At 38.3% G+C, this 23285-nt stretch carries 20 protein-coding genes; 11 read left to right on the top strand and 9 right to left on the bottom strand.

What is annotated here, in order from left to right:
• Position 1: 1 nt before the first annotated feature.
• From ACORJQ_RS08580 to metG, 5 genes are all read right to left on the bottom strand, one after another.
• Positions 2–1036: an RnfABCDGE type electron transport complex subunit D gene (locus ACORJQ_RS08580; RefSeq protein ID WP_321323681.1), complete on the bottom strand. Its 1035-nt coding sequence runs from the start codon at positions 1034–1036 to the stop codon at positions 2–4.
• The gene (gene rsxC / locus ACORJQ_RS08575) at positions 1037–3601 is read right to left on the bottom strand and encodes an electron transport complex subunit RsxC (RefSeq protein ID WP_321323679.1); all 2565 of its coding nucleotides are present in this window, start codon (positions 3599–3601) and stop codon (positions 1037–1039) included.
• Positions 3601–4161, bottom strand: coding sequence for an electron transport complex subunit RsxB (rsxB, locus tag ACORJQ_RS08570; RefSeq protein WP_321323678.1), 561 nt, complete (start codon positions 4159–4161; stop codon positions 3601–3603). Before rsxB ends, rsxC begins: the two co-directional genes overlap by 1 nt.
• 10 nt (positions 4162–4171) lie before the next feature.
• Positions 4172–4747 carry an electron transport complex subunit RsxA gene (gene rsxA, locus ACORJQ_RS08565; protein ID WP_321323676.1) on the bottom strand — a complete coding sequence of 192 codons (576 nt, stop codon included), beginning with the start codon at positions 4745–4747 and terminating at the stop codon, positions 4172–4174.
• Positions 4748–4855: 108 nt separating this feature from the next.
• The gene (gene metG, locus ACORJQ_RS08560) at positions 4856–6952 is read right to left on the bottom strand and encodes a methionine--tRNA ligase (RefSeq protein WP_321323674.1); all 2097 of its coding nucleotides are present in this window, start codon (positions 6950–6952) and stop codon (positions 4856–4858) included.
• Between the two features lie 314 nt (positions 6953–7266).
• Here metG and ACORJQ_RS08555 point away from each other — a divergent pair, with 314 nt between their 5' ends.
• Positions 7267–7569 carry an STAS domain-containing protein gene (locus tag ACORJQ_RS08555; protein ID WP_321323673.1) on the top strand — a complete coding sequence of 101 codons (303 nt, stop codon included), beginning with the start codon at positions 7267–7269 and terminating at the stop codon, positions 7567–7569.
• A gap of 214 nt (positions 7570–7783) precedes the next feature.
• Here ACORJQ_RS08555 and apbC read toward each other — a convergent pair whose 3' ends face one another.
• A complete protein-coding gene (apbC, locus tag ACORJQ_RS08550) occupies positions 7784–8908 on the bottom strand; it encodes an iron-sulfur cluster carrier protein ApbC (RefSeq protein WP_321323671.1) in 1125 nt (374 codons plus the stop codon).
• A gap of 449 nt (positions 8909–9357) precedes the next feature.
• Here apbC and mutL point away from each other — a divergent pair, with 449 nt between their 5' ends.
• The 9 genes from mutL (at position 9358) to ACORJQ_RS08505 (ending at position 19358) form a co-directional block, all read left to right on the top strand.
• Positions 9358–11271, top strand: coding sequence for a DNA mismatch repair endonuclease MutL (gene mutL / locus ACORJQ_RS08545; protein ID WP_321323670.1), 1914 nt, complete (start codon positions 9358–9360; stop codon positions 11269–11271).
• A gap of 43 nt (positions 11272–11314) precedes the next feature.
• Complete coding sequence (miaA, locus tag ACORJQ_RS08540) at positions 11315–12280, top strand: tRNA (adenosine(37)-N6)-dimethylallyltransferase MiaA (protein WP_321323668.1); 966 nt, start codon at positions 11315–11317, stop codon at positions 12278–12280.
• Between the two features lie 250 nt (positions 12281–12530).
• The gene (hfq, locus tag ACORJQ_RS08535; protein ID WP_420719557.1) at positions 12531–12797 is read left to right on the top strand and encodes an RNA chaperone Hfq; all 267 of its coding nucleotides are present in this window, start codon (positions 12531–12533) and stop codon (positions 12795–12797) included.
• Between the two features lie 109 nt (positions 12798–12906).
• Positions 12907–14211, top strand: coding sequence for a ribosome rescue GTPase HflX (gene hflX, locus ACORJQ_RS08530; protein ID WP_321323666.1), 1305 nt, complete (start codon positions 12907–12909; stop codon positions 14209–14211).
• A gap of 155 nt (positions 14212–14366) precedes the next feature.
• Positions 14367–15626, top strand: a complete 1260-nt coding sequence (hflK, locus tag ACORJQ_RS08525; protein WP_321323664.1) for an FtsH protease activity modulator HflK — start codon at positions 14367–14369, stop codon at positions 15624–15626.
• Positions 15626–16483, top strand: a complete 858-nt coding sequence (hflC, locus tag ACORJQ_RS08520; protein ID WP_321323662.1) for a protease modulator HflC — start codon at positions 15626–15628, stop codon at positions 16481–16483. Before hflK ends, hflC begins: the two co-directional genes overlap by 1 nt.
• A gap of 53 nt (positions 16484–16536) precedes the next feature.
• Positions 16537–16725, top strand: a complete 189-nt coding sequence (locus tag ACORJQ_RS08515) for a DUF2065 domain-containing protein (RefSeq protein ID WP_321323660.1) — start codon at positions 16537–16539, stop codon at positions 16723–16725.
• A 66-nt stretch (positions 16726–16791) separates the two neighbouring features.
• Positions 16792–17964, top strand: a complete 1173-nt coding sequence (locus ACORJQ_RS08510; RefSeq protein WP_321323658.1) for an ATP phosphoribosyltransferase regulatory subunit — start codon at positions 16792–16794, stop codon at positions 17962–17964.
• A 65-nt stretch (positions 17965–18029) separates the two neighbouring features.
• A complete protein-coding gene (locus ACORJQ_RS08505) occupies positions 18030–19358 on the top strand; it encodes an adenylosuccinate synthase (RefSeq protein ID WP_321323656.1) in 1329 nt (442 codons plus the stop codon).
• 173 nt (positions 19359–19531) lie between these two features.
• Here the strand turns inward: ACORJQ_RS08505 and ACORJQ_RS08500 are convergent, their stop codons facing one another.
• Entirely contained in the window at positions 19532–19891 is a 360-nt protein-coding gene (locus ACORJQ_RS08500) for a response regulator (RefSeq protein ID WP_321323655.1), read from the bottom strand.
• Between the two features lie 285 nt (positions 19892–20176).
• Between ACORJQ_RS08500 and ACORJQ_RS08495 the strand changes: the two genes are divergently transcribed.
• A complete protein-coding gene (locus ACORJQ_RS08495) occupies positions 20177–22081 on the top strand; it encodes a SurA N-terminal domain-containing protein (protein ID WP_321323654.1) in 1905 nt (634 codons plus the stop codon).
• Positions 22082–22263: 182 nt separating this feature from the next.
• On the opposite strand, the gene ACORJQ_RS08490 is transcribed toward ACORJQ_RS08495, so the two are convergent.
• The gene (locus tag ACORJQ_RS08490; protein ID WP_321323653.1) at positions 22264–22536 is read right to left on the bottom strand and encodes a cupin domain-containing protein; all 273 of its coding nucleotides are present in this window, start codon (positions 22534–22536) and stop codon (positions 22264–22266) included.
• A 33-nt stretch (positions 22537–22569) separates the two neighbouring features.
• Complete coding sequence (gene hflD / locus ACORJQ_RS08485; RefSeq protein WP_321323651.1) at positions 22570–23271, bottom strand: high frequency lysogenization protein HflD; 702 nt, start codon at positions 23269–23271, stop codon at positions 22570–22572.
• Positions 23272–23285: the final 14 nt, after the last annotated feature.

Raw genomic sequence — 23285 nt, 5'->3', positions numbered from 1 at the left:
CCTAACGTTTGTGGCCATAAACACGTGGTTGCGTGTATTGGTCAATAAGTGGCACCGCTATATTCATCAGTAAAATCGCAAAAGCAATACCATCTGGGAAGGCACCCCAGTTACGAATGACATAAACTAAAACCCCAATTCCGCAGGCATAAATGAGTTTGCCTTTTGGTGTGGTACTGGCGGTTACAGGATCGGTAATAATAAAAAATGCTGCTAACATGGTTCCACCCGTTAATAGGGTAAAACTCATTGGCGGATAGGTTGTAGGATCAATCTGGTTAAAAACAAAACTGATTAAAGCAAGAGTACCTATAAAACCTACAGGAAACTGCCAGCTAATGGTACGAGTAAGCATCATCCATACACCACCCACGATAAAAGCGATATTTACCCAGCCCCAACTGGTTAAGCCCCATAAATTGCTGGTTGCTTCAGTGCTTAAGGTTTCAATAACCGATTTACCTTGAGACAATCCTGTTCGAACTTCATTTAGCGGCGTTGCCCCCGTTAATGCATCAATTGAAAGTCCTGGTATGTGGCCTGTAAAAATATAATAGGCAGATTCCCAAAAACTTAAAGCATGACCGCTTAAACTCACAGGTAAGGTCCATTGAGTCATTTGGATTGGAAAAGAAATTAACAGAAAGGCGTAGCCCAACATAGCTGGGTTAAAAGGGTTATAGCCAAGTCCACCATAGAGATGCTTACCAAAAATTAAGGCAAAGGCACTTCCAGAAACAATAACCCACCATGGGGCTTCTGGTGGAATACAAAAAACTAAACCAGTTATGGTAATTAAGGCACTCATATCGGTTATATAAGGCAGGATTGGTCTGCCACGTAAACGAAGCATCACATATTCCACCACAAGCATGGTGGCAACGGCTAACAGCCATTGCACCACAATACCAAAGCCAAAAAGATAAATATGTGTGAGTAAAGCCGGTAGAGCTGCAATCTGCACTTGCAACATCACTTTGCGTACACTTTGGTTGTTATGAGTAAAAGGCGATGAACTGAGGTGGTTTGAGTTCACTTATTTAGTCTCCTCAGGAGTTTCTGATGCAAGCTTTTCAGCTTGTTTTTGTGCCGCACGTTCTGCCGCTTTTTGTTTAGCCATTTCCATTGCTTTGCGTTTTTTGTCTTCAGGCGATGGTTTGTTTGCCTGATCCTCCGCAGGCTCAATGCTCTCTGAACTTGATGAATTGTCTTGGTTAAGTTGTTCAGATTGCTTACTTACTGATGTATTTGCTGAATTACGTTTTTTAGCAGCAGCACGAGCTGCTTTCATTGCTGCTTTACGAGCCGCTTCTTTTTTTGAAGCGGCAGTGTCTTCAGTATTTTGAGTTAGGTCTGTTGCTATATTTTCGGACAACTCTTTTTTATGAACTACTTGTTCAGCTTGAAGTTCCATCTCTTGATCATCAACTTGTTTGCTTTCAATAGGGGGAACTTCTAAAGTTTGTATGATTGCTTTTTTAGACTGAGCACGTTTTCTGGCTGCAGCCATTGCCGCAGCCTTAGCGGCTTGTTTGGCATCATGCTGAGCTTCTTTTACGGCTTCATTTGGAGTTTCGTTTGTCGCTTCGTTTGTCGCTTCGGTTGTCGCTTCGGTTGTCGCTTTGCTTTGATCGGGTTCGGCTTCGTTATTCGCTTTTGCTTGAGCACGTTTTTTCGCTGCGGCCATAGCTGCAGCTTTAGCGGCCTGTTTGGGATCCGCTTTAGTTGATTCATCTGGAGTTGGTTTAGGCTTTAACTCTGGAGTTAACTCGGAAGAATTAACATTTTTACCTTCCAATGATTTTGCTGCAGCTTTTTCTTGAGCACGTTTTTTAGCCGCGGCCATAGCTGCATTTTTAGCAGCATCTTTAGGGTTTTTAGCACCATCCGCTTTTTCAGTGGCTTGTTTGGCCGCTTCAATCGCTTTTCTGCGAGCTGGAGGAATATTATCTTCTTGTGTATTTTGCTGAGACGTTGAAGTATTAGCATTAGCTTTTGCGGCGGCTCGTTTGGCAGCAGCAGCTTTTGCCGCAGCGGCCGCCGCCGCTGAGCTAGCAGGTTTCGTGGTTTTTGAATTATCTTCAGTCGTATTTTGACTTGCGGCTTGTTTTTTAACCGCTTCTTTTTTAGCTCTGAGACGTTCTTCTCGTTCTTGTTTTTCACGCTCAATACGTGCCAATTTAAATTCATGGCGTTGTTTAGCAAGTTCAACTGCTTTTTCTTCGGCATGAATCTCTTTAATTTCTGATTTAGCGTTTCGATAATATTGAACAAGTGGAATATGACTTGGGCATACATAGCTACAACAGCCACATTCTATACAATCAAAAATATTGAGCTTTTCAACTTTATCAAACTCATGTGCTTGGCTATGCCAGTACATCTGCTGAGGTAAAAGGTTGATAGGGCAGGCATCCATGCACTCACCACAACGAATGCACGGCATTTGCATTTCTGTAGGTTCTGGTGGATTAGCTAAAATGCAGTTGGTGGTTTTGAGTACAGGTACTTGGTTAGATTTAACGGCAAATCCCATCATTGGGCCACCCATGACTAAAGGATAGTTGAGATCTATTTTGGGTTCAGCCGCTTGTGCTAACTCTGCAAAAGGGGTACCAATTAAAGCACGAATATTAAAAGGACGATGTAACCCCAAGCCTGTAACACTAACTAATCTTGATGTCAGAGGTTCTCCAAGAGTGACAGCCTTGTTGATAGCTGAAAATGTTGCCACATTCATCATTAACATACCGATATCAACAGCGTGTGCCTTGTGTGGCATTTCAATGCCCGTTAACTCTTGGGTAAGCTGTTTTTGCCCACCCATTGGGTAAACGGTTTCTACCTCAATAATTTGGATAATCGTATCTTTAGCAGCCGCTTTCATCGCTTTGATTGCGGCTGGTTTATTGGTTTCTATGCCGCATAAAATTTTGGTTGAACCTAGAGCATTAGCGGTAATGATTGCTCCTTGAATAATTGATTCAGCCTCGGTTTGCATCAGTAAATCATCACAAGTGATAAAAGGTTCACACTCTGCACCGTTAATCATTAAGGTATGAATTTTGCCTTTTTCAGCAGGAATCTTTGCATAGGTTGGAAAACCTGCACCACCCATACCGACAATTCCGGCATTCAGCAAAATGTCTTTTAGCTCTTGCGGTGACTGGGGTTTATTTCCTGAAACCTTAAGTGCATTTTCAATAGTGGTATTTAAGTGATCAGGTTCAATAATGATGGCGATATCTTCTAAACCAGAAGGGTGAGGTAGTGTCACTTTTTCAATTGCGGTAATCACTCCAGAGGTTGGAGCATGAATGGGCACAACCAAGGCTTTACTGGCATCTTTAGAAGAGCGGGCAATTAATTGATTTTTTTTAACTTTATCGCCAACTTTTACCAATAAATCAGCAGGTAAACCCACTTGCTGTTGCAAGGGCATAATTAAGCGACTAGGTATTATGGCTTCTCTAATTGGTTGGCGAGAAGAGAGCTCTTTATTATATGCTGGGAAAATCCCACCATTAAAGCGGTGTAACCAACGTTTTGCCTGAGGGTAAATGGGAGCGATTACATTAACAATCTGAGCAAAAAGAGACATTACTTTTCACTCCCTTGTGTTGTTAAATTAGGCTGAGGTTCCGGCCATTTCCAGTTTTTGGTTGATACGGCAAGAGGTACCATTTCAATACAATCAACTGGGCAAACAGGTACACATTTTTCGCAGCCAGTACACTCTTTTTCAATCACGGTATGCATTAATTTTGTTGCACCTAAAATGGCATCAACAGGGCATTCTTTAATACATAGAACACAACCAATACAAAGATCCTCATTTATTTTGGCAACTTCTTTAGGTTTGTCTTCCTCTTCTACCACTTCCATCTCTTTGGGTTCTAGCCCGGTGATTTCGGAGATTTGAATCATCACTTCAGTGCCACCGGGAATACAAAGATTTACCTCAGTTTCACCTTTAGCTAGAGCTTCAGCATAAGGTTTACAACCAGGAAACCCACATTGACCGCATTGTGTTTGTGGAAGGATTTTGTCAATGCGTTCAGCGGTTGGATTGCCTTCAACCTTAAATTTAACTGAAGCATAACCAAGCAATAAACCGAATAAAATGGCTAGACCAACGAAAATAAGAATGGCTTCTAACATCAAATATCCTCTACACCAATCCGCCAAAGCCCATAAATGCCATCGACATTAGGCCAGCGGTAATTAAGGCGATTGGAGCACCTTTAAATGGGCCAGGAACATCAGCGACATCAATACGCTCGCGAATTGAGGCAAACAAAACCATTACTAAAGTAAAGCCAACGGCAGCCCCAAAACCATAAACGGCAGAGGCAATAAAGTCATTTTTTTCACCAACATTCAATAAGGCAACACCCAGTACTGCACAGTTAGTGGTGATAAGCGGTAGGTAGATCCCTAATACTTGATAAAGAGCGGGGCTGGTTTTATGAATCGCCATTTCAGTAAAGCCAACCACAGCGGCAATAGCTAAAATAAAAGCGATTGTTTGTAGATACTCTAAACCAAAAGGTTCTAGTAAATAAGTGAAAATGATGTAACTCAAAACAGAACTTAATGTTAATACAAAAGTGGTAGCTAAGCCCATTCCTAAAGCAGCATCGGTCTTTTTAGAAACACCCATAAACGGGCATAAGCCTAAAAACTTCACTAATACGAAGTTATTGACTAAGACAGTGCTAATCAAAATAAGAATGTATTCTTGCATTTAACGTTCCTGTTAATGTTTATAACAATGCTTCTAACAATGTTTTGCGCGTTTTACATTTTCGTTTTTACCAATTTACCAGGCCTGGTAAATTGGTAAGGTTAGTTATTATTTAACACGCATTCCAGGTGTAGCACCTTCATCAGGAGAAAGTACATATAAATCACTGCCACCAGGACCTGCGGCTAAAACCATACCTTCAGATAGCCCAAAACGCATCTGACGAGGTGCTAAGTTAGCCACCATTACGGTTAGTTTGCCAATTAAATCTTCTGGTTCGTAAGCTGATTTAATGCCTGCAAACACTTGACGTTGTTCAGAACCAATATCTAAAGTTAATTTAAGTAATTTTTTAGCTTCTGGAACGGCTTCTGCATTTACTATTTTGGCAATACGTAAGTCAATTTTAGCAAAGTCGTCAATCGTAATTTGTTCAGCAATCGGTTCAATGGCAACTTCTCCATCTTTTTGGACTGCTTCAGTTTGTTTTTTAGGCTTTTTATCACCTTTTTTACCATCTGGAACAGAAGATGAATTACTTAAAGATTCAGCTGACGCTTCAATCATTTTTTCAATTGCAGGCATTTCTAAACGAGTTAATAGGGCTTTAAATTTAGTAATTTCATGACCCATTAATGGCGTTTTAACATCGTTCCAGTTCCAAGACTCAAGATTTAAAAAGGCTTTAGCTTTAATGGCAGTTTCTGGAATAACAGGTGCTAAATAACTCATTAATACACGGAATAGGTTAATTCCAACACTAACAGATTCATGCAATTCGGCTTCTTTGCCTTCTTCTTTTGCTAATACCCAAGGTGCGGTTTCTGCAATGTATTCATTTGCTTTATCTGCTAACGCCATAATTTCACGCATAGCATGACCGTATTCACGTTGTTCATATAAGTCTGCAATCTCTTCAGATTTATCAGCAAAAGATTGATATAAAACGTTTGCATCATCGGACCATGAAGTGGCTAATTTGCCGTCAAATTTCTTGACTACAAACCCTGCACAACGGCTCGCGATATTAACAACTTTACCAACTAAGTCTGAGTTTACACGCTGGGCAAAGTCTTCTAGGTTAAGGTCAATATCATCAATACGGCCACTTAATTTTGCCGCATAGTAGTAGCGTAAGTATTCTGGATTTAGATGCTCAAGATAGGTCTTGGCCATAATAAATGTGCCGCGAGACTTAGACATTTTTTGACCGTCAACGGTTAAAAATCCGTGTGCAAATACCGCATTAGGCGTTCTAAATCCAGCACCTGATAACATTGCAGGCCAGAAAAGGGCATGGAAGTTGATGATGTCTTTACCAATAAAATGATACAGCTCGGTGGTTGAGTCTTGTTTCCAGTATTCGTCAAAATTTAAACCTGCTTTATCGCAATAGGCTTTAAAGCTAGACATATACCCAATAGGTGCATCTAACCAAACATAAAAATATTTATTGGTTTCACCTGGAATTTCAAAACCAAAATAAGGCGCATCACGCGAGATATCCCAACCGCGTAAACCAGTTTCTAGCCACTCATCTAGTTTATTGGCGATTTGTGGTTGCAGATGACCAGCATGAGTCCACTCTTTAAGCATATCTTCAAACTGTCCAAGTTCGAAGAATAGGTGGTCGGTCTCTTTTTCAATAGGAGTGGCACCAGACACGGCTGATTTTGGATTAATTAAATCAGTTGGGCTATAGGTTGCACCACACACTTCACAATTATCGCCATATTGGTCTTCGGCTTTACATTTAGGGCAAGTACCTTTTACAAAACGGTCAGGCAAAAACATCTCTTTTTCTGGGTCATAAGACTGGGTAATTGTTTTGCGTGAAATATACCCTTTGGCATTTAACTGGTTGTAAATGTATTCGGCAAACTCTTTATTCTCTGGAGAGTTAGTGCTGTGGTAGTGGTCAAATGCAATATTGAAGCCCGCAAAGTCTGCTTGATGATCTTCAGAGGATTTTGCAATCAACTCTTCTGGCGTAATGCCTTCAGCTTGGGCTCTAAGCATTATCGGTGTGCCATGTGCATCATCGGCACAAACATAAGTACACTCATTACCACGCATTTTTTGAAAACGCGACCAAATGTCAGTTTGAATATATTCAACAAGATGACCTAAATGAATTGGGCCATTTGCATAAGGCAATGCACTTGTAATTAATATTTTTCTTGGAGTTGTTACGGTCTCTGACATGGGTGTTTTTTTCCAGTTCTTAGTTTGATTCAACGTTGGTTTAGATAAAAATAAAGGCTCGTCTGTAATGCTTGTTGTAATACGCTTTATTAATAATTTAGGGTGAACGTTAAAATCGAATTGTGTAAATCTATAAATTAGCTCGATATTATAGAGTTTTTTGCTGATTTTGTATGGATACTTTTGAGTTAATCGGTGGCTTTTTATAACGACAATTGGGGCTTAGTAATTTGCCTACTGTTTTTAAATACCAGTCTCGGTTATGCTAGTTTTTATTAAGTGTATTGTATATTGCAAATTTAGGGTGGCTACATATGAAAAAAATACTTACTAAACAACAGGATAGTTTAGTAACCATAATGTTGCCTGGCAGTTTTGATGTGAGCCAGTACGAGGAATTTAAAGCAATTTGTCAAAAATATAATTCAGATAGCAATTGCTTTGAAATTGATTTTGCAGAAACCCAGTATATGGACAGTTCTGCCTTGGGCATGTTGCTGCTGTTAAGAGAGCAAGTTAAGGCTGATAAAAAACGAGTTTTACTAAAAAACGTTAACGGTACGGCATTAAAGATACTGGAAATTGCTCAATTTAATCAGTTGTTTAATATTAATTAAATATTATTAATTAAATATATTAACTAAGTTATTTTAACTAATCATGGTTTAACAATCTAAATTACCAGGCCTGGTAAAACTTTTTATATAAAGTCATTCAAGAGCCATTCAAGACTGAACAAAACAATCAAAATTAATTAGTTTATTAAAATATGTTGCCGCCATATTATCTTTTAAAATAACAGAAGCGGCATTATGTCTGATGTCTATTTGCTTATGTATTTTGAATAACAATGTTTGGAAATACATTAGCATAGTTACGCTTTTTAATACCAATTTGAGCACCGATTTTATGTGACATGTGACGATATTTTTGAGCGATGTCGCTTTGTGGTTCTGCAGTAACGGTTGGTTTTCCGGCATCAGCTTCTTCTCTGATACGCTTGTCTAATGGCAAAGCACCTAAAAAATCTACCTTGTATTCTTTAGCCATGTTTTCACCACCGTGAGCACCAAAAATGGCCTCTTCATGTCCACAGTTACTGCAAACATGGGTACTCATATTCTCAATAATTCCAAGAACAGGTATCTCTACCTTCTCAAACATTTTTAAGCCTTTCTTAGCATCAATTAAAGAGACTTGTTGAGGAGTGGTTACAATCACAGCACCGGTTACTGGTATTTGTTGTGAAAGAGTTAGTTGTACGTCACCAGTGCCAGGTGGTAAATCAATGACTAAGTAATCAAGATCATGCCAATTAGTTTCTTTTAATAGTTGGGTCAAGGTTTGAGTCACTATTGGGCCTCGCCAAATCATGGGCGAATCTTCTTCAATTAAGGCCCCAATAGACATAACCTGTAACCCATAAGCTTCTAAAGGTTGCATGCTTTTGCCATCATTTGATTGTGGTTTGTCTTTAATATTTAGCATGGTTGGAATGCTTGGGCCATAAATATCGGCATCTAATAAACCAACAGTTGCACCTTCTTGTTGAAGGGCTAGAGCGATATTGACAGAGGTTGTTGATTTACCTACACCACCTTTACCCGAGGCAATTGCAATAATGTTTTTAATGTTTGGTAGAGGAGAAACCCCTTTTTGAGCATCATGTGAAACCACTTTGGTTTCAAACTTAACCGTTACTTGGTTGATTTCATCCAGTTGAGCTAACTCATGCATGATGTTTTGTTCAATGCTTGGCCAAAGGCTCTTGCATGGGTAAGGCATGGCAATTGTCAGAGACAAAGTGCCTTTTTTAATTTGTAAATCACTTACCGCTTTTAGGGAATCTAGGTCTTGTTTTGAGGTTGGATCAACAATGGCTTTGAATTTTTGGGTGAGCTGTTCTTGCAGTTCTTGTGAAATGCCATTGCCAAAAAGAGTGTTAAGTATGCCCATGTTAAAAACCTTTATTTATTAAACGTTCTAGCAAACATTATTAAAAAAACATAATGAGAAGTGATAAATGATAAAACAGCCAACTATTCTAGCAGGTATAGAGGAGATAAAAAAACGACTTAATCTATGGTTTTTATAAGGGTCACTTATTTAAGTCACTTATTTTAAAGAATGACATTATTCGATTTACCAGGCCTGGTAAATTGTTTTTAACGTTTATTGTTTTAGTTTGTGTTACTAATTGTGTTACTAAAATTTGTTTTGAATTAGGCTATTTTATTTAAGAGGTATGGTCGCTATATTCGCTAGTGCCTTAATGATATAATTTTGCGAATTTTAAAATGCATCTTCTATTTGTTATTGCCACAGGTTTATTAAATAAAATTCTTAAGCTTAATAGTAAGTAACGGCTAGCGAATACATTAACAGAATAAAGGTTTTCACTTTACATGAGACAATCTATTGAACAACTACCTAGTTACCTTGCCGACCAAATTGCGGCAGGTGAGGTAGTTGAACGCCCAGCCTCAGTAGTAAAAGAGCTGCTAGAAAACGCCTTAGATTCTGGAGCCAATCAAATTGATATTTTGATTGAAGAGGGTGGAGAGAAGTCCATAACGGTCATTGATAACGGTCATGGAATTCCAAAAGATGAATTGCTTTTAGCGGTAAGCCGACACGCCACCAGTAAAATTAAAACTGGTGCAGACTTGGCATCAGTAGCCACCCTGGGGTTTCGTGGCGAGGCTTTAGCGAGTATAAGTTCGGTTTCTCGGTTTGAGATTATTAGTCGTCATCAAGATGAATCCGCCGCATGGAAATTATATGCCGAAGGGGAAGGTAATTGGAGTGATGCCCAGCCATCAGCAGGTAAAGTAGGCACTCGCATAAGTGTAAACGACCTGTTTTTTAATACGCCTGCTCGTAAGAAGTTTTTGAGAACGGCCAGAACTGAATTTTCTAAGATAGATCAGCTGGTTAAAAGTGTGATGTTAAGCCGTCCTAATGTGGGTTTTAAACTGGTTCACAATCAAAAGGTGGTTAGACAAGTTTATGCGGTCACAGACCAAGCGAGTCTGCAAAAACGTTTGAGCCAATTAATGGGTTCAGCTTTTGTAGAGCAGTCACTTTCTATTGCGTTTGAAACTCAAGATATTAGTTTGTCTGGATGGGTAGGATTGCCAACATTTAATCGTAGTCAAACAGACATGCAATATGTGTTTGTAAATGGTCGAATTGTACGTGATCGCTTACTCTCTTATGCTGTTAAACAAGCGTATGCCGATGTTCTATATCATGGTCGTCACCCAGCTTATCTAATTTTTATTGAGATGCCGCATGATTTGGTGGACGTAAATGTCCATCCAGCAAAATATGAAGTGCGATTTGCCAACGGGCGTTGGGTATATGATTTTTTAAGAAGAAGTGTTAGAGATGCCGTTGCCAAACCTGTGGTTTCAGAAACGGGAAGTGGAGCATCTTTAAATTCTGTTATGCCTGGCTTAGACTCAACTAGTGCGGGCCAAAAGCCATATTCACTTTATCGTCCTGAATCTGGCACCCAAAATATCTCTATACAAGAATCGATTTCATTTCAGGCGCCGAGTGACTATCAAAATAACCACTCAATACCCACGGCGTTTAGTCCTAATCAAGGAGGCTATAATGCTGATTTAGCAGAGCTTATTCAGCAGCGTAGACAGGGTGGTGATTTAACTTCAATGGGAGTCTCTGAGACTCAATCTGATTATGAGTCTGCTGTACAAAATAGTGAAAACATGCCTATGCTGGGCTTTGCAAAAGCTCAATTGCACGGAGTCTTTATTTTGTCTGAAAACCAACATGGTATGGTTTTGGTAGATATGCATGCCGCTCACGAACGTGTAGTCTATGAACGTTTTAAGCAGCAGTGGCAAAATGATCGTTTAATTAGTCAGCCATTGTTAGTACCAATGGCATTAACCTTTGAACAATCCTATATTACGGTTTGGCAAGAACACCAAGAACTGTTTGAAAAACTTGGCTTTGCAATGGAAGAGTTGGGGCCAGAGCAATTAAAAGTCACCGCAGTTCCTGTTTTATTGGCAAAAAGCGATATTGCTGGCTTGGTCAATGACATGATTGCTGATTTAAACGTGGCAGGGCAAACTCAGCAAGTTGAAGAACGTATAAATCATATTTTATCGACTATGGCTTGTCATGGCTCGGTAAGAGCAAACCGTCAACTCACGATTGCTGAAATGAATGCGTTATTAAGAGAGATGGAAGTCACTGAGCGCTCAGATCAATGTAATCATGGACGACCAACTTGGGTTCAGTTATCAATGAATCAACTTGATAGTTTATTTATGCGTGGCCAGTAAAATTTGAATATCGCTCAATTACACTATATAAAAAGACAATAAAATGGATTTAGTGCAAAAATTAATAAAAAACAAACAGTGTTTGGCGATCATGGGGCCAACTGCATCCGGCAAAAGCCAGCTTTCAATGTTGCTGGCAGAAGAAATGCCTATTGAAATTATTAGTGTTGATTCAGCTCTTATATATAGAGATATGGATATAGGTACGGCTAAACCAACTCAAGAAGAATTAGATACTGTGCCGCATCACTTAATTAATACACATGATGCCAGTGAAACCTATTCAGCCTCAGATTTTGTGGATGATGTGAATCGTTTAGTGTTTGAGATTTTTGCCCGCAATCGTTTACCAATTTTAGTTGGCGGAACCATGATGTACTTTAATGCCTTGCAACAAGGTATGTCTGACTTACCCTCGGCGGATGAAAAAACCCGTGAAAAGTGGCTAAAAATATGGAATGAGACCCCTGATGCTTTGTATGAAAAGCTACTGGATATAGACCCTGAATCTGCAGAACGTATTCATAAAAATGACCCACAGCGATTAATTAGAGCGATTGAGGTTTATGAAGTTACGGGCAAAACCTTAACCGAGTTTAGAGCAGAGCCTAAAAAAGGTTTGCCAGAATTTGAGCTTATTAAGGTTGCTTTAATTCCAGAAGATAGAGCAAAACTCCACAAGCAGATTGAGAAACGTTTTATGCAAATGGTCGAAAACGGATTTTTGCAAGAAGCCAAAAAGCTATTTGAACGTGGAGATTTAAATGAAGATATGACCTCCATTCGCAGCGTGGGTTATCGCCAGGCCTGGTTGTTTATGATGGGGGAATATGATTTTGAAGAATTTATTTATAAAGGGCTGGTTGCGACAAGACAACTGGCAAAACGTCAGCTAACATGGTTACGTAAAGAACAAGACGTTACCATTATTGATCCATACAAAACCACGGCTCAACAAAGGGTGGAGCTGGTCGTTAATCTATTGAAGCAATGTGCTGATAATGGATAAATAACTTAGTGTTTCATAAAGAAATATGGTTGGGATACGTAATTTTAAGCAATTAATTTATTGGTAAATAAAACGAATTGATAGTGATAAAAAACCATGCTGTGGTATGCTTTTCGCTAAATATTTTGTAGTGTAATAAAATTGACGATTTAGTTGTGATTTTTACAACTAAATGAGATTCTAGTAATACACTTCTTAGTGTTTTATAAAATAAATAAAAAAATAATAAATAATAAAAATAGGAATCATCATGGAGAATAAGAAAGTGGCTAAGGCTTTGCCAATTCAAGACCCATATTTAAACGCTTTAAGAAAAGAACGTATTGGCGTTTCTATCTACTTGGTTAATGGCGTAAAACTACAAGGCAAAGTTGATTCTTTTGATCAATTCGTTGTCTTGCTAAGAAGCAATGTCACTCAAATGGTTTATAAGCATGCAATTTCAACAATTGTTCCAATGCGCGACCCAAAACCTTATGAGGTTGCTTCGGAAGAGCGTGAAGTTGCAGAGGTTTAAATCTCAATTCAAAATATATTTTAATAATCTCATTAACTGTTTTCTAATTGACGTTAAATTTGATAAAGTCCCATCCCTTGCAAATAACTTAGTCATTTAGAGAGCGTTAATGGAATTATTTGATCGTCTCGAAAGACAAGAACTAGAACGTGCTGTTTTGGTTCATGTCGATTTTCATAATGAAGCTGATAGAGAAGAACTCGATGAGTTCTATGAATTAGTGGATTCTGCTGGTGCTGAAATATGCACGCTTCTTACGACTAAACGTCAACACCCTGATTCTAAATTTTTTGTTGGTAAAGGTAAGGCTGAAGAGATTCAACAAGCGGTTGAACTTTATGAGGCTGATGTGGTGATTGTTAATCACGCCTTAACACCTGCCCAAGAAAGAAATCTATCTCAACTGGTCGGTTGCCAGGTGCTTGATCGAATTGGCTTAATTCTTGATATATTTGCCCAAAGAGCCCGCTCTCATGAGGGTAAATTGCAAGTTGAGCTTGCTCAGCTTAAGCGTATGGCTACTCGTTTAGTAAAAGGTTGGACTCACCTTGATAGACAAGGGGGTATTGGAGCAAGAGGGCCGGGTGAAACCCAGTTAGAGTCGGATAGACGTTTGGTTCAAGGTCGTATTAAACAGTTGGAAGCAAAGATTGAAAAGGTTCGTAAACAGCGTGATTTAGGCCGTCGTTCACGTAAACGCTCTGAGCTACCAACCATTACTATTGTTGGCTATACCAATGCCGGTAAATCAACCTTGTTCAATTACATGACTACCGCCAATGTGTATGCTGAAGATCGCCTTTTTGCCACTTTAGATTCAACCTTGAGAAGAGTGCATTTACCTGGAGCAGGCCCTGTTATATTTGCCGATACGGTTGGTTTTATTCGTCATATTCCGCATGATTTGGTAACGGCATTCCGCTCTACATTAGAAGAGACTAGAGAAGCCAGTTTGTTAATTCATTTAGTGGATGCTGCAGATATACATCGTGAAGAAAAGATGACAGATGTCTATGATGTAATTCGTGAAGTAGGAGCAGATGAAGTTCCACAATTGGTGGTTTTTAATAAAATTGACTTGTTAGAGCCAAAAGTTGAACCACATATCGACTATGATGAAGAGGGTGTGGCCAGCCGAGTTTGGGTTTCGGCTCAAAAAGGCTTAGGGGTTGAGTTACTGATGGAAGCAGTAGCCTCTTTCTTTAAAGGACGTTTTTATACTGTTGACTTGGTTTTAGACGTAAATGCAGGTAAAAAACGTGCAGAACTCTATGAATTAGGTACTATTTTGGAAGAAGGATTTGATGAGAATGGCAATAGTCTATTCACGATGCTTCTTACTGAAATAGAGTGGAATACTATAAAAAAATGGCCAGAACTTTTAAAGGCTGAGATTAAATCAACCGATTCTTAAAGTAATAATCAAAGTTTCTCATCTATAAAAAATTTTAATAGGTGACATTTGATGCGTTACTCTCTAAAATATCGGAACTACAAATCGCAACATTGGATTTACTTTTTAATTATCAATGTCTGCACAACCAATGTGAAAGCATGGAGAAAAGTTAAATGGCTTGGAATGAACCAGGTAAGTCAGGACAAGATCCTTGGGGTAACTCAGGAAACTCTGGCAATAATGGTGGTGGTGATAAAAAACCACCTAAAAAACCAAATAACGATGACTTAGATCAGTTATTAAAAAAAGCTCAGAGTATCTTAGGTGGTGCGGGTGATAAGTTTGGTAATAACGGCGGCGGTATTGGTGGCATAGGTGGAACCATCATCTTTGCCATTATTGTTGTTGTATGGTTATTGTCAGGTATTTATATTGTAGATCCGGCAGAACGAGGTGTTGTAACTCGATTTGGTGCTTATGTTGATGAAACTCAAGCTGGACCACATTGGCACATGCCTTACCCAATTGAAAGCGTACGAATTGTAAACGTAGATCAAATTCGTACAGCTGAAATTGGTTATCGTTCTGGTGTTATGCAAGACTCTCGTGGTCGTTCTGGCTCTGGTAGTGTTCTTAATGAATCATTAATGCTAACAAAAGACGAAAACATTGTTGACCTAAAAATTGCGGTTCAATATCAGGTTGCTAGTGCTAATAAATACCTGTTTGATGTGACTGATCCAGATACTACATTACGTTCTGTTACTGAAAGTGCCTTACGAGAAGTTGTTGGTCAAAGCACAATGGATTTTGTTTTGACAGAAGGTCGTGATGAAATCGTTAAACGTGTTCAAGAATTAGCTCAAGAAAGATTAAATGCATATAACACAGGTTTAATGATTACTAGTGTTAACTTGCAAGAAGCTAAACCACCAGAACAAGTGCAACCAGCATTTGCCGATGTAGTTAAAGCGGGTCAAGATAGAGAGCGTTCAATTAACGAAGCAGAAGCTTACTCTAATGACATCTTACCTAAAGCACGTGGACAAGCAGCTCGTCAGCTTGAAGAAGCCAGTGCTTACCATGACCAAGTTATTGCACAAGCAAAAGGTGAATCAGCTCGTTTTACAAGTATTGTTAATGAGTATGAAAAAGCACCACTAGTTACTCGTAAACGTATGTACATCGATGCAGTTTCAGATGTTCTAAGTTCTACTAGCAAAATATTTGTTGGCTCAGAAAGTTCAAATAACTTACTGTATTTACCATTAGATAAAATGATTGGTAACCAACATACTGTTCCATTTAAATTAGATGCGAACACATCAACCAGCTCGCAAAATAACACAACCCAAAAAGCACCTGTAGTAAATAACACTACAACGCAAAAACCTGGGATTCGTGAGTATTTAAGAAATAGGGAGCTACGTTAATGAAATCATTATTATTAATCTTTGTAGCAGCGGTTTTATTTGTTGCAAGCAGTTCAGTTTATGTTGTAAATCAATGGCAAACTGGCGTAGTTCTTCGTTTAGGGGAAATTGTAAAAGCAGATGTAAAACCGGGTTTACACTTTAAAACTCCGTTTATTAACAACGTGCGTTTGTTTGATTCTCGTCTACAAACATTAGATGCTGCACCAGAAGATTACTACACCGTAGAAAAGAAAAAGCTAGAAGTGGATTCTTTTGTAAAATGGCGTATTGTCGATGTTAAAAAGTTTTACACCACAATGAATGGTGATAACCGTTTAGCTGGTATGCGTTTAGGTCAAATTGTACAGTCTGGTCTTAGAGATGAGTTTGGTAGCCGTACGGTTAAAGAAGTTATCTCTGGTGAGCGTGTTGAAATTGCTCAAAAAATCAAAAAAACGACAGATTTACAAGCCAAGTCATTTGGTATTGAGATTGAAGATGTTCGTATTAAGCGAATTGATTTAGCAAAAGATATCAGTGAATCGGTTTACCAACGAATGAATGCTGAGCGTAACCGTGAAGCCAAAGATCTAAGATCTAAAGGTACTGAAACGGCTGAAAAAATTAAAGCAGATGCTGATCGTCAACGTGTTGTAATTTTAGCTGATGCTTACAGCAAAGCTGAAATCTTACGCGGTAAAGGTGATGCTACAGCTGCAGAAATTTATGCAAAAGCTTACGGACAAGATCCAGAGTTCTATGCTTTTTATCACAGCATTAACGCTTACAAAAAATCATTTAACAATAAGTCTGATGTGATGGTGGTTGATCCTAAGTCTGATTTCTTCAAGTACTTTAATCAGTCATCAAAATAGATTTATCTAGTTAACAAATATAAGGTGGGGTAACCCACCTTTTTTATGGACGTATGATAGAAAATACCTTATTAGCCGCAATTGCATTAGTCTTTATATTAGAAGGTTTATTGCCGTTTGTGTTTCCGTCTTTTTGGCAAAAAATGATGTCAGAAGCGGTCAAGCTCGGAGAGCGTGATTTACGACTAATGGGGTTTATATCAATATTAATCGGTTTGGTTTTATTGCTATTTTTTAGTTAATGGAAGCAGAGTTGATTTATAATAATTTGTCCTACAGAATTTTATTAAATAAAAAGAAGTTTTGAAATGCAACAATCTACGTGGTTTACGCCCGAAGGTTTAGAAGACCTCCTGCCATCTCAAGCACAAAAATTAGAATTTTACCGTCGCAAACTGGTTGACGGTTTTGAGTTATCTGGTTTTGAACTTGTTCTCCCTCCAATTGCGGAATTTACCGATTCTTTATTAACAGGAACCGCTGGTCATATGGCTGTGGATACTTGTCGTTTTACAGACCAAGAAAGTGGTCGAATGATGGGTGTTAGAGCGGATATGACTCCTCAGGTGGCTCGTATTGTTAGTAATCGTTTAAAAGCGAGCACAACAATATCAAGGTTATGTTATGTAGGAGAGGTTCTAAAGACTCGTAACAACAAAGCCAAAGGTTCACGTAGCCCTATTCAGGTTGGAGCTGAGTTATTTGGTCATCAGGGTGTAGAGAGCGACTTTGAAATTATTGAGCTTATGCTTGAAAGCATGCAACGTATTAATTTGCCTGACATTAAGATGAGTTTGGGTCATGTTGCCATAGTTACAGAAATGATGAGACTTGCAGATTTTGACTCTAAGCAATCAAAAGAGTTTATTGATATCTTGCAACGTAAGGCCATTCCAGAATATGAGAGCTTTATGGCCAGTGTTGAAATTTCAGCAGATTTAAAAGAAAAATTTGCCGTTCTTCCAAAGCTATGTGGTGATGCATCAAATGTGATTGTTGAAGCTAAAAAATCACTATCAGGCCTATCTACAGAGATAGATTCGGCACTTGATCGCGTTGAAACGATTAGTCAATTTATACAAACAGGTTTTTCTATACCAGTACATTTAGATATTACTGAAATGCGTGGTTATCAATACCATACAGGAATTGTTTTTGCCTCATACAGTGGTAACAGATTGCAGCCAGTAGCTAAAGGTGGACGTTATGACAATATCGGTTCTGTGTTTGGACTAGCTCTGCCGGCAACAGGTTTTAGCTTAGATTTACGTTCTGCATTAGATTTACTAGCCGATGTTGAACTGAATGTAAAAGAAACTATTTATGTGCCACATTTAGTTGATACCGGGTTAAAAACCGAAATTGCTGAATTAAAGTCAAAGGGCTTTAGGGTAATTAAATCTTACGATATGGATGCTGTTCCAGGCGGATCAAAAAAACTGGCTGAAGAAGCGGGTAAATGGGTTGTTAAAACTGTTTAAGTTTTTTATATAAATGTTTAACAGTGTAGATTAAAGAATTATTAAAAGTCATTAAGAAGTATTTTATGTCAAAGCGAAATATTGTTGTAGTTGGTACCCAGTGGGGCGATGAAGGTAAAGGTAAGATTGTTGACCTTCTAACAGATAGAGTGGCTGCGGTTGTACGCTTTCAAGGCGGACATAACGCAGGGCACACACTGGTTATTGATGGTAAAAAAACAGTTTTACACCTTATTCCTTCTGGAATTTTACGTGAAGAAGTTGAGTGCTTAATTGGTAACGGTGTGGTTCTTGCACCTGATGCATTAGAAAAAGAGGTGAACCAACTTGAAGCTACGGGCCTAAAAGTTCAAAACCGTTTAAAAATCAGTGATGCTTGTCCTTTAATTTTGGATTACCACGTTGCATTAGACCAAGCTCGTGAAGTTGCACGCGGTAATAAAGCGATTGGTACTACGGGTCGTGGAATTGGTCCTGCTTACGAAGATAAAGTAGCTCGTCGTGGTTTACGTGCTGGTGATTTTAAAAATATGCCTGCATTTAAAGCAAAGTTATTAGAGGCTTTGGAATATCACAACTTTATGATCGAGCATTACTACAAAGCAACGCCTGTTTCATTTGATGAGCTTTGGGCAAAATGTGAGCGTTACAGCAAAATGATTTTGCCAATGCTTGCAGATGTACCAAACCTAATCAGTGAGTACAATGCGGCTGGTAAAAACTTAATGTTTGAAGGTGCTCAAGGGACTTTATTAGATATTGACCACGGTACTTATCCTTACGTAACCTCGTCTAACACCACATCTGGCGGTGCGGGGCCTGGTGCAGGTATTGGGCCAACAGAATTAGATTATATTTTGGGTATTACCAAAGCCTATGCAACCCGTGTTGGAAGTGGACCATTCCCAACTGAGTTAGGTTATGACTGTGATACTGATGTTGGTGATCCAATTGGTAAAGAATTAGGTACTCGTGGCCATGAATTTGGAGCGACAACAGGTCGTCAACGTCGTTGTGGTTGGTTTGATGCAGTTGCTTTACGCCGCTCAGCACAAATTAATGGCTTAACGGGTATGTGTTTAACCAAGCTTGATGTCATGGATGAACTAGCAGAAATTAAAATCTGCGTTTCATATACTCAAGATGGCAAAACATTGTTGTTGCCGCCTGCAAGTGCTGATGAATATGAAACTTGTGTTCCTAATTACATCACTATGCCTGGTTGGCAAACTTCAACGGTAGGGATTGATTCTTGGGATGCTCTTCCAGAAGAAGCAAAAAACTACATTCAATTTCTAGAAAAAGAAGTGGGTGTACCAGTTTCAATTTTATCTACGGGACCTGACCGTTCTGAAACCTTAGTGATTACAGACCCTTTTGCTGAAGTTGCATAGATCTAATAGGTTATAAAACCTATATGAAACCGCTAAAAAACCTCTAGTTATTTTTTTGATAACTAGAGGTTTTTTGTTTTTTACGGTAAAAAAATGAGTGACAGCACTTATTGCTATGAGGCGTAAAGTGTTTATAGAGCTATTTATTTTTAGAATTAAGTAGTTTGAATATATTAAGGAATTAAACGATTAATGGCACTGGCCAGTTTTTCAGGGTCAAAGGGTTTAACAATCCAACCGGTTGCTCCAAGCTGTTTTCCCTTTGCCTTGAGTTCGGCACTTGCTTCAGTGGTTAGCATTAAAATAGGCGTAAATTGGCTATTAGGGTGCTGTCTTAATTTTTCAAGCAGTTCTAAACCAGACATTACAGGCATGTTAATATCAGAGATAATAACGTCAAAAACCTGCTTTTGAGCCGCTTCATAGCCTAAAAGTCCATTTTCGGCCATGGTAATATCAAATTCGCTGCTTAAAACCAAATTAACCAATTTTCGCATCGACTGAGCATCATCTACATACAGTATTTTTTTCATATCAGTCTCTAACTATTTAATCTTTAGTATTTCATTCTACTAAAAACAGAAAAATAGACACTTATATATTTGAAATCTCTTTGAATCTCACTCAGTCTTTTTTTAAAAAAGCTTTTGAAATGGGGTTTTTGAATCATTCTAATTAAATAGAATTGAACAAAAGACCAGGCCTGGTAGAAAAACAGGGTTTATTATTGAAATAAGCCATAAAAATTCTGAAAGAATTGTTACAGATTGGTATTATAAACCACTATTTTTTTACAAAACTGAACAAAAGGATTAAGCATGTTACAAGCTATTCGTGATCACGCTCAAGGGTGGATTGCTTGGGTGATTGTCGGATTAATTATTTTAACGTTTGCTTTATTTGGTATTGACCAATATGCACGTGGAGATAAAGTCGTTGTTGTTGCAGAAGTAAATGGTAAAGACATTACCGGTAACCAGTTTATGACGATGTATAATCGCCAAAAACAGCGTTTACAACAGCAGTTTGGTGAGATGTATGATCAAGTGGTAAAAGATGAAGATTTACGTTCACAAGTGCTTGATGCCTTGATTGAATCTGAAGAAATTCGTCAATGGGCAGCTGATAACCATATGGTGATTAGTGACCAGCAACTTGCTACAGCCATTCACGCAGCAAGTGTGTTTCAAAAAGATGGCAAGTTTTCTCAAAAAATCTATGAGGATGTATTACTGCGTAACGGTTTAAATGTGGCTCGTTTTGAACAAGAACAACGCCAATTTTTATCAGAAAACCAGTTTAAAAACCTAACAGAAACGTCTGGTTTTGCTACAGCATCTGAAGTTGAACAACTTGCCAGCTTACAGGCACAACAAAGAAAAGTGAATTATCTTCGTGTAGATCAACGTCCTTTCTTAAAGACGGCTATTGTGAGTGATGATCAGATTAAAAAATACTACGAAGATCATCTTAAAAATTATGTAGAGCCTGAAAAAGTATCTATTGATTATATTGAGCTTTCTAAAGAGAAACTGGCCGATAAGGTTGCGGTAACTGACGATATTATTAAAGGCTATTATGAAGAGAATAAAAGCCAGTTTACGCTTCCTGAAAAACGTCATGCAAAACACATTTTAATTACGGTTGATGCTCAAACGCCTGAAGCAGATAAAGCGGCTTTAGATAAAATTGCCATGATTCAAAAGAAACTAAAAGCGGGTGAGTCCTTTGAAGAGTTAGCTAAAACGTACTCTCAAGATCCTGGTTCTGCCAAAACAGGTGGTGATTTAGGTACTTTTGAACAAGGTATGATGGTGCCTGAGTTTGATGAAGCTGTATTTTCTATGAAAGAAGGTGAGGTAAGTAAGCCGATTAAAACTCAGTTCGGTTACCATCTAATCAAGCTTGTAAAAATTGAACCAAAATCACAACAACCACTTTCTGCGGTTAAAGATGAAGTAACTAAACAATATAAGTTACAAGAAGCAGAACGTGAATACTTTGATATGTTAGAAAAGTTAAATACTATTGCTTATGAGCAAACGGATAGTTTAGAGCCAGCAGCTGCTGAAGCAGGATTAAAAGTCATGACTTCAGAATTATTCAGTCGTGAAGGCGGTAAAGGAACAATCCTATCTAACTCAAAAGTGATTAATTCAGCATTTTCTGACGATGTATTAAAGTCACACCTAAACAGTGCTTCTATTGAAATTGCGCCAAATGATTCAGTGTTTATTCGTGTCAATAATCATCAAGATGCACGTCAAAAAACATTAGATGAAGTTTCTGCATCTATTAGAGAAGAATTGGTTCGTGAAGCGGCTGTGGCTGAATCTGCAAAACTGGGTACAGAGCTACTCGCTAAAATTAAAGCGGGTGAAGCGCCTGAATCTCTAATGAAAGATGGTATTGAGTGGAATACGATTGGTTGGATTGGTCGTGATGCACAGAATTTACTACCACAAATGGTAAGTGAAGCCTTTAAAACAGTTAAGCCAATTGAAGGTAAAACAAGTTGGACTAAGTTTGCTTTAGCAACTGGTGATACTATTCTTCTTCAGGTGTCGGGTGTAAAAACAGAAGCCTTAACGGATAAGCAGAAAGAAGCACTGAAAAAAGCATATATTGGATTATTTGCAAATACAGAACTTGCTGGCCGTTTAGCTGAGTTAAAAGCACACTCAAAAGTGGTTAAAAAAGAGGTTTATAAAACTCTTAAATAATTAGATATTTAATTATTAGATTTTTAATGAATAAGCTCTTAATAATAGAGGTGTTTAACCTCTTTTCTTGAGAGTTTAAAACCACAAAAAAACCAAATTACCAGGCCTGGTAATTTGGTTTTTTTATTTCTAGAAAGTAATATTTTGATTAACTTAACAGTTTTGTGAGTTAACTGGCTGTTTTACATGAACTGGTAGTGTTTGCGTATATCTTCAGCTATATCCCAATGACAAACCATGCCACGAGGAAAGGTGACCAAATCGCCAGCTTTAATGGTTACCGCATCGCCTTGTTCTGGGGTAACGGTTACCAGGCCTTGTAAAATGTAACAAACTTCTTTCATGTCATAAGTCCAAGGAAAAGAAGAAGCTTCTTTTTCCCAGATAGGCCAATCTAAAACGCCTAATTCAGCCAGTTGTTGTTCACTTGGTTGAGAAATGATTTCAATGTTCATAGAGTTTAACCGTTAACCGTTAACTGTTAATCGTTAATCTTTAGGGTTGAAATAACCGTTATCATCATCGTTATTATCGCGATCTTCTTTAGTATCATGACTATTTGGTCGATATAGAGCTTGGGTACTTTGTAGGTATTTTTTACGTGACCAAATAAGCCCCCAGCGAGAACCGCCAACTTGATACCAAAGCAGGGCAGAACGAATACCTGCTAGCAGCAGTGCTCTAATTTTATTAGCCACGCGAGCATTTTGTAAATGGCCATGTTGGCCATTAACCATAATTCTTGGTGATACCACACTCACGTTTTCTGAATAAGCACGAGCCAGTGTTGCAATCACATTTTCATGTAGCTCACCAAATTGTTCGGTTTGCATTTTAGCGGTTTCTAGCAAGTTGAAAATTTTGTCTAAAGGTGTGCCTTGTTCTTGAAGTTTTTTAGCCAAAATCATTAAGTTTAAAACGTAACGAGTAATTTCTATATTGCGATTTTGAACAGCTTGATCTGAGCTCATTTGTGCTAAAAGAGTCTTAACACCTTTTTGAATATTTTCTACTTCACCGCCGTAAACATCTAAAGTTGATTTTGGGCTATCAACAAACAAAGATTCAATACAGGTTTTATAAGCCAATTCATCTGCTCTTCCTGTTGTAGCCAGTTCAAAAACCAACTGAGAACACTGATATAAGCCAACTAAGGCGATGGTTTTATCTTGTTGTGTATAGTCGCTCATAATTCACTCTATCG

It is taken from the genome of Thiomicrorhabdus sp., from assembly GCF_963662555.1.
Classification (GTDB): domain Bacteria; phylum Pseudomonadota; class Gammaproteobacteria; order Thiomicrospirales; family Thiomicrospiraceae; genus Thiomicrorhabdus.
The sequence above is the reverse complement of the archived record's forward strand: the minus strand, read 5'-3'. Positions and strand labels throughout refer to the sequence as shown.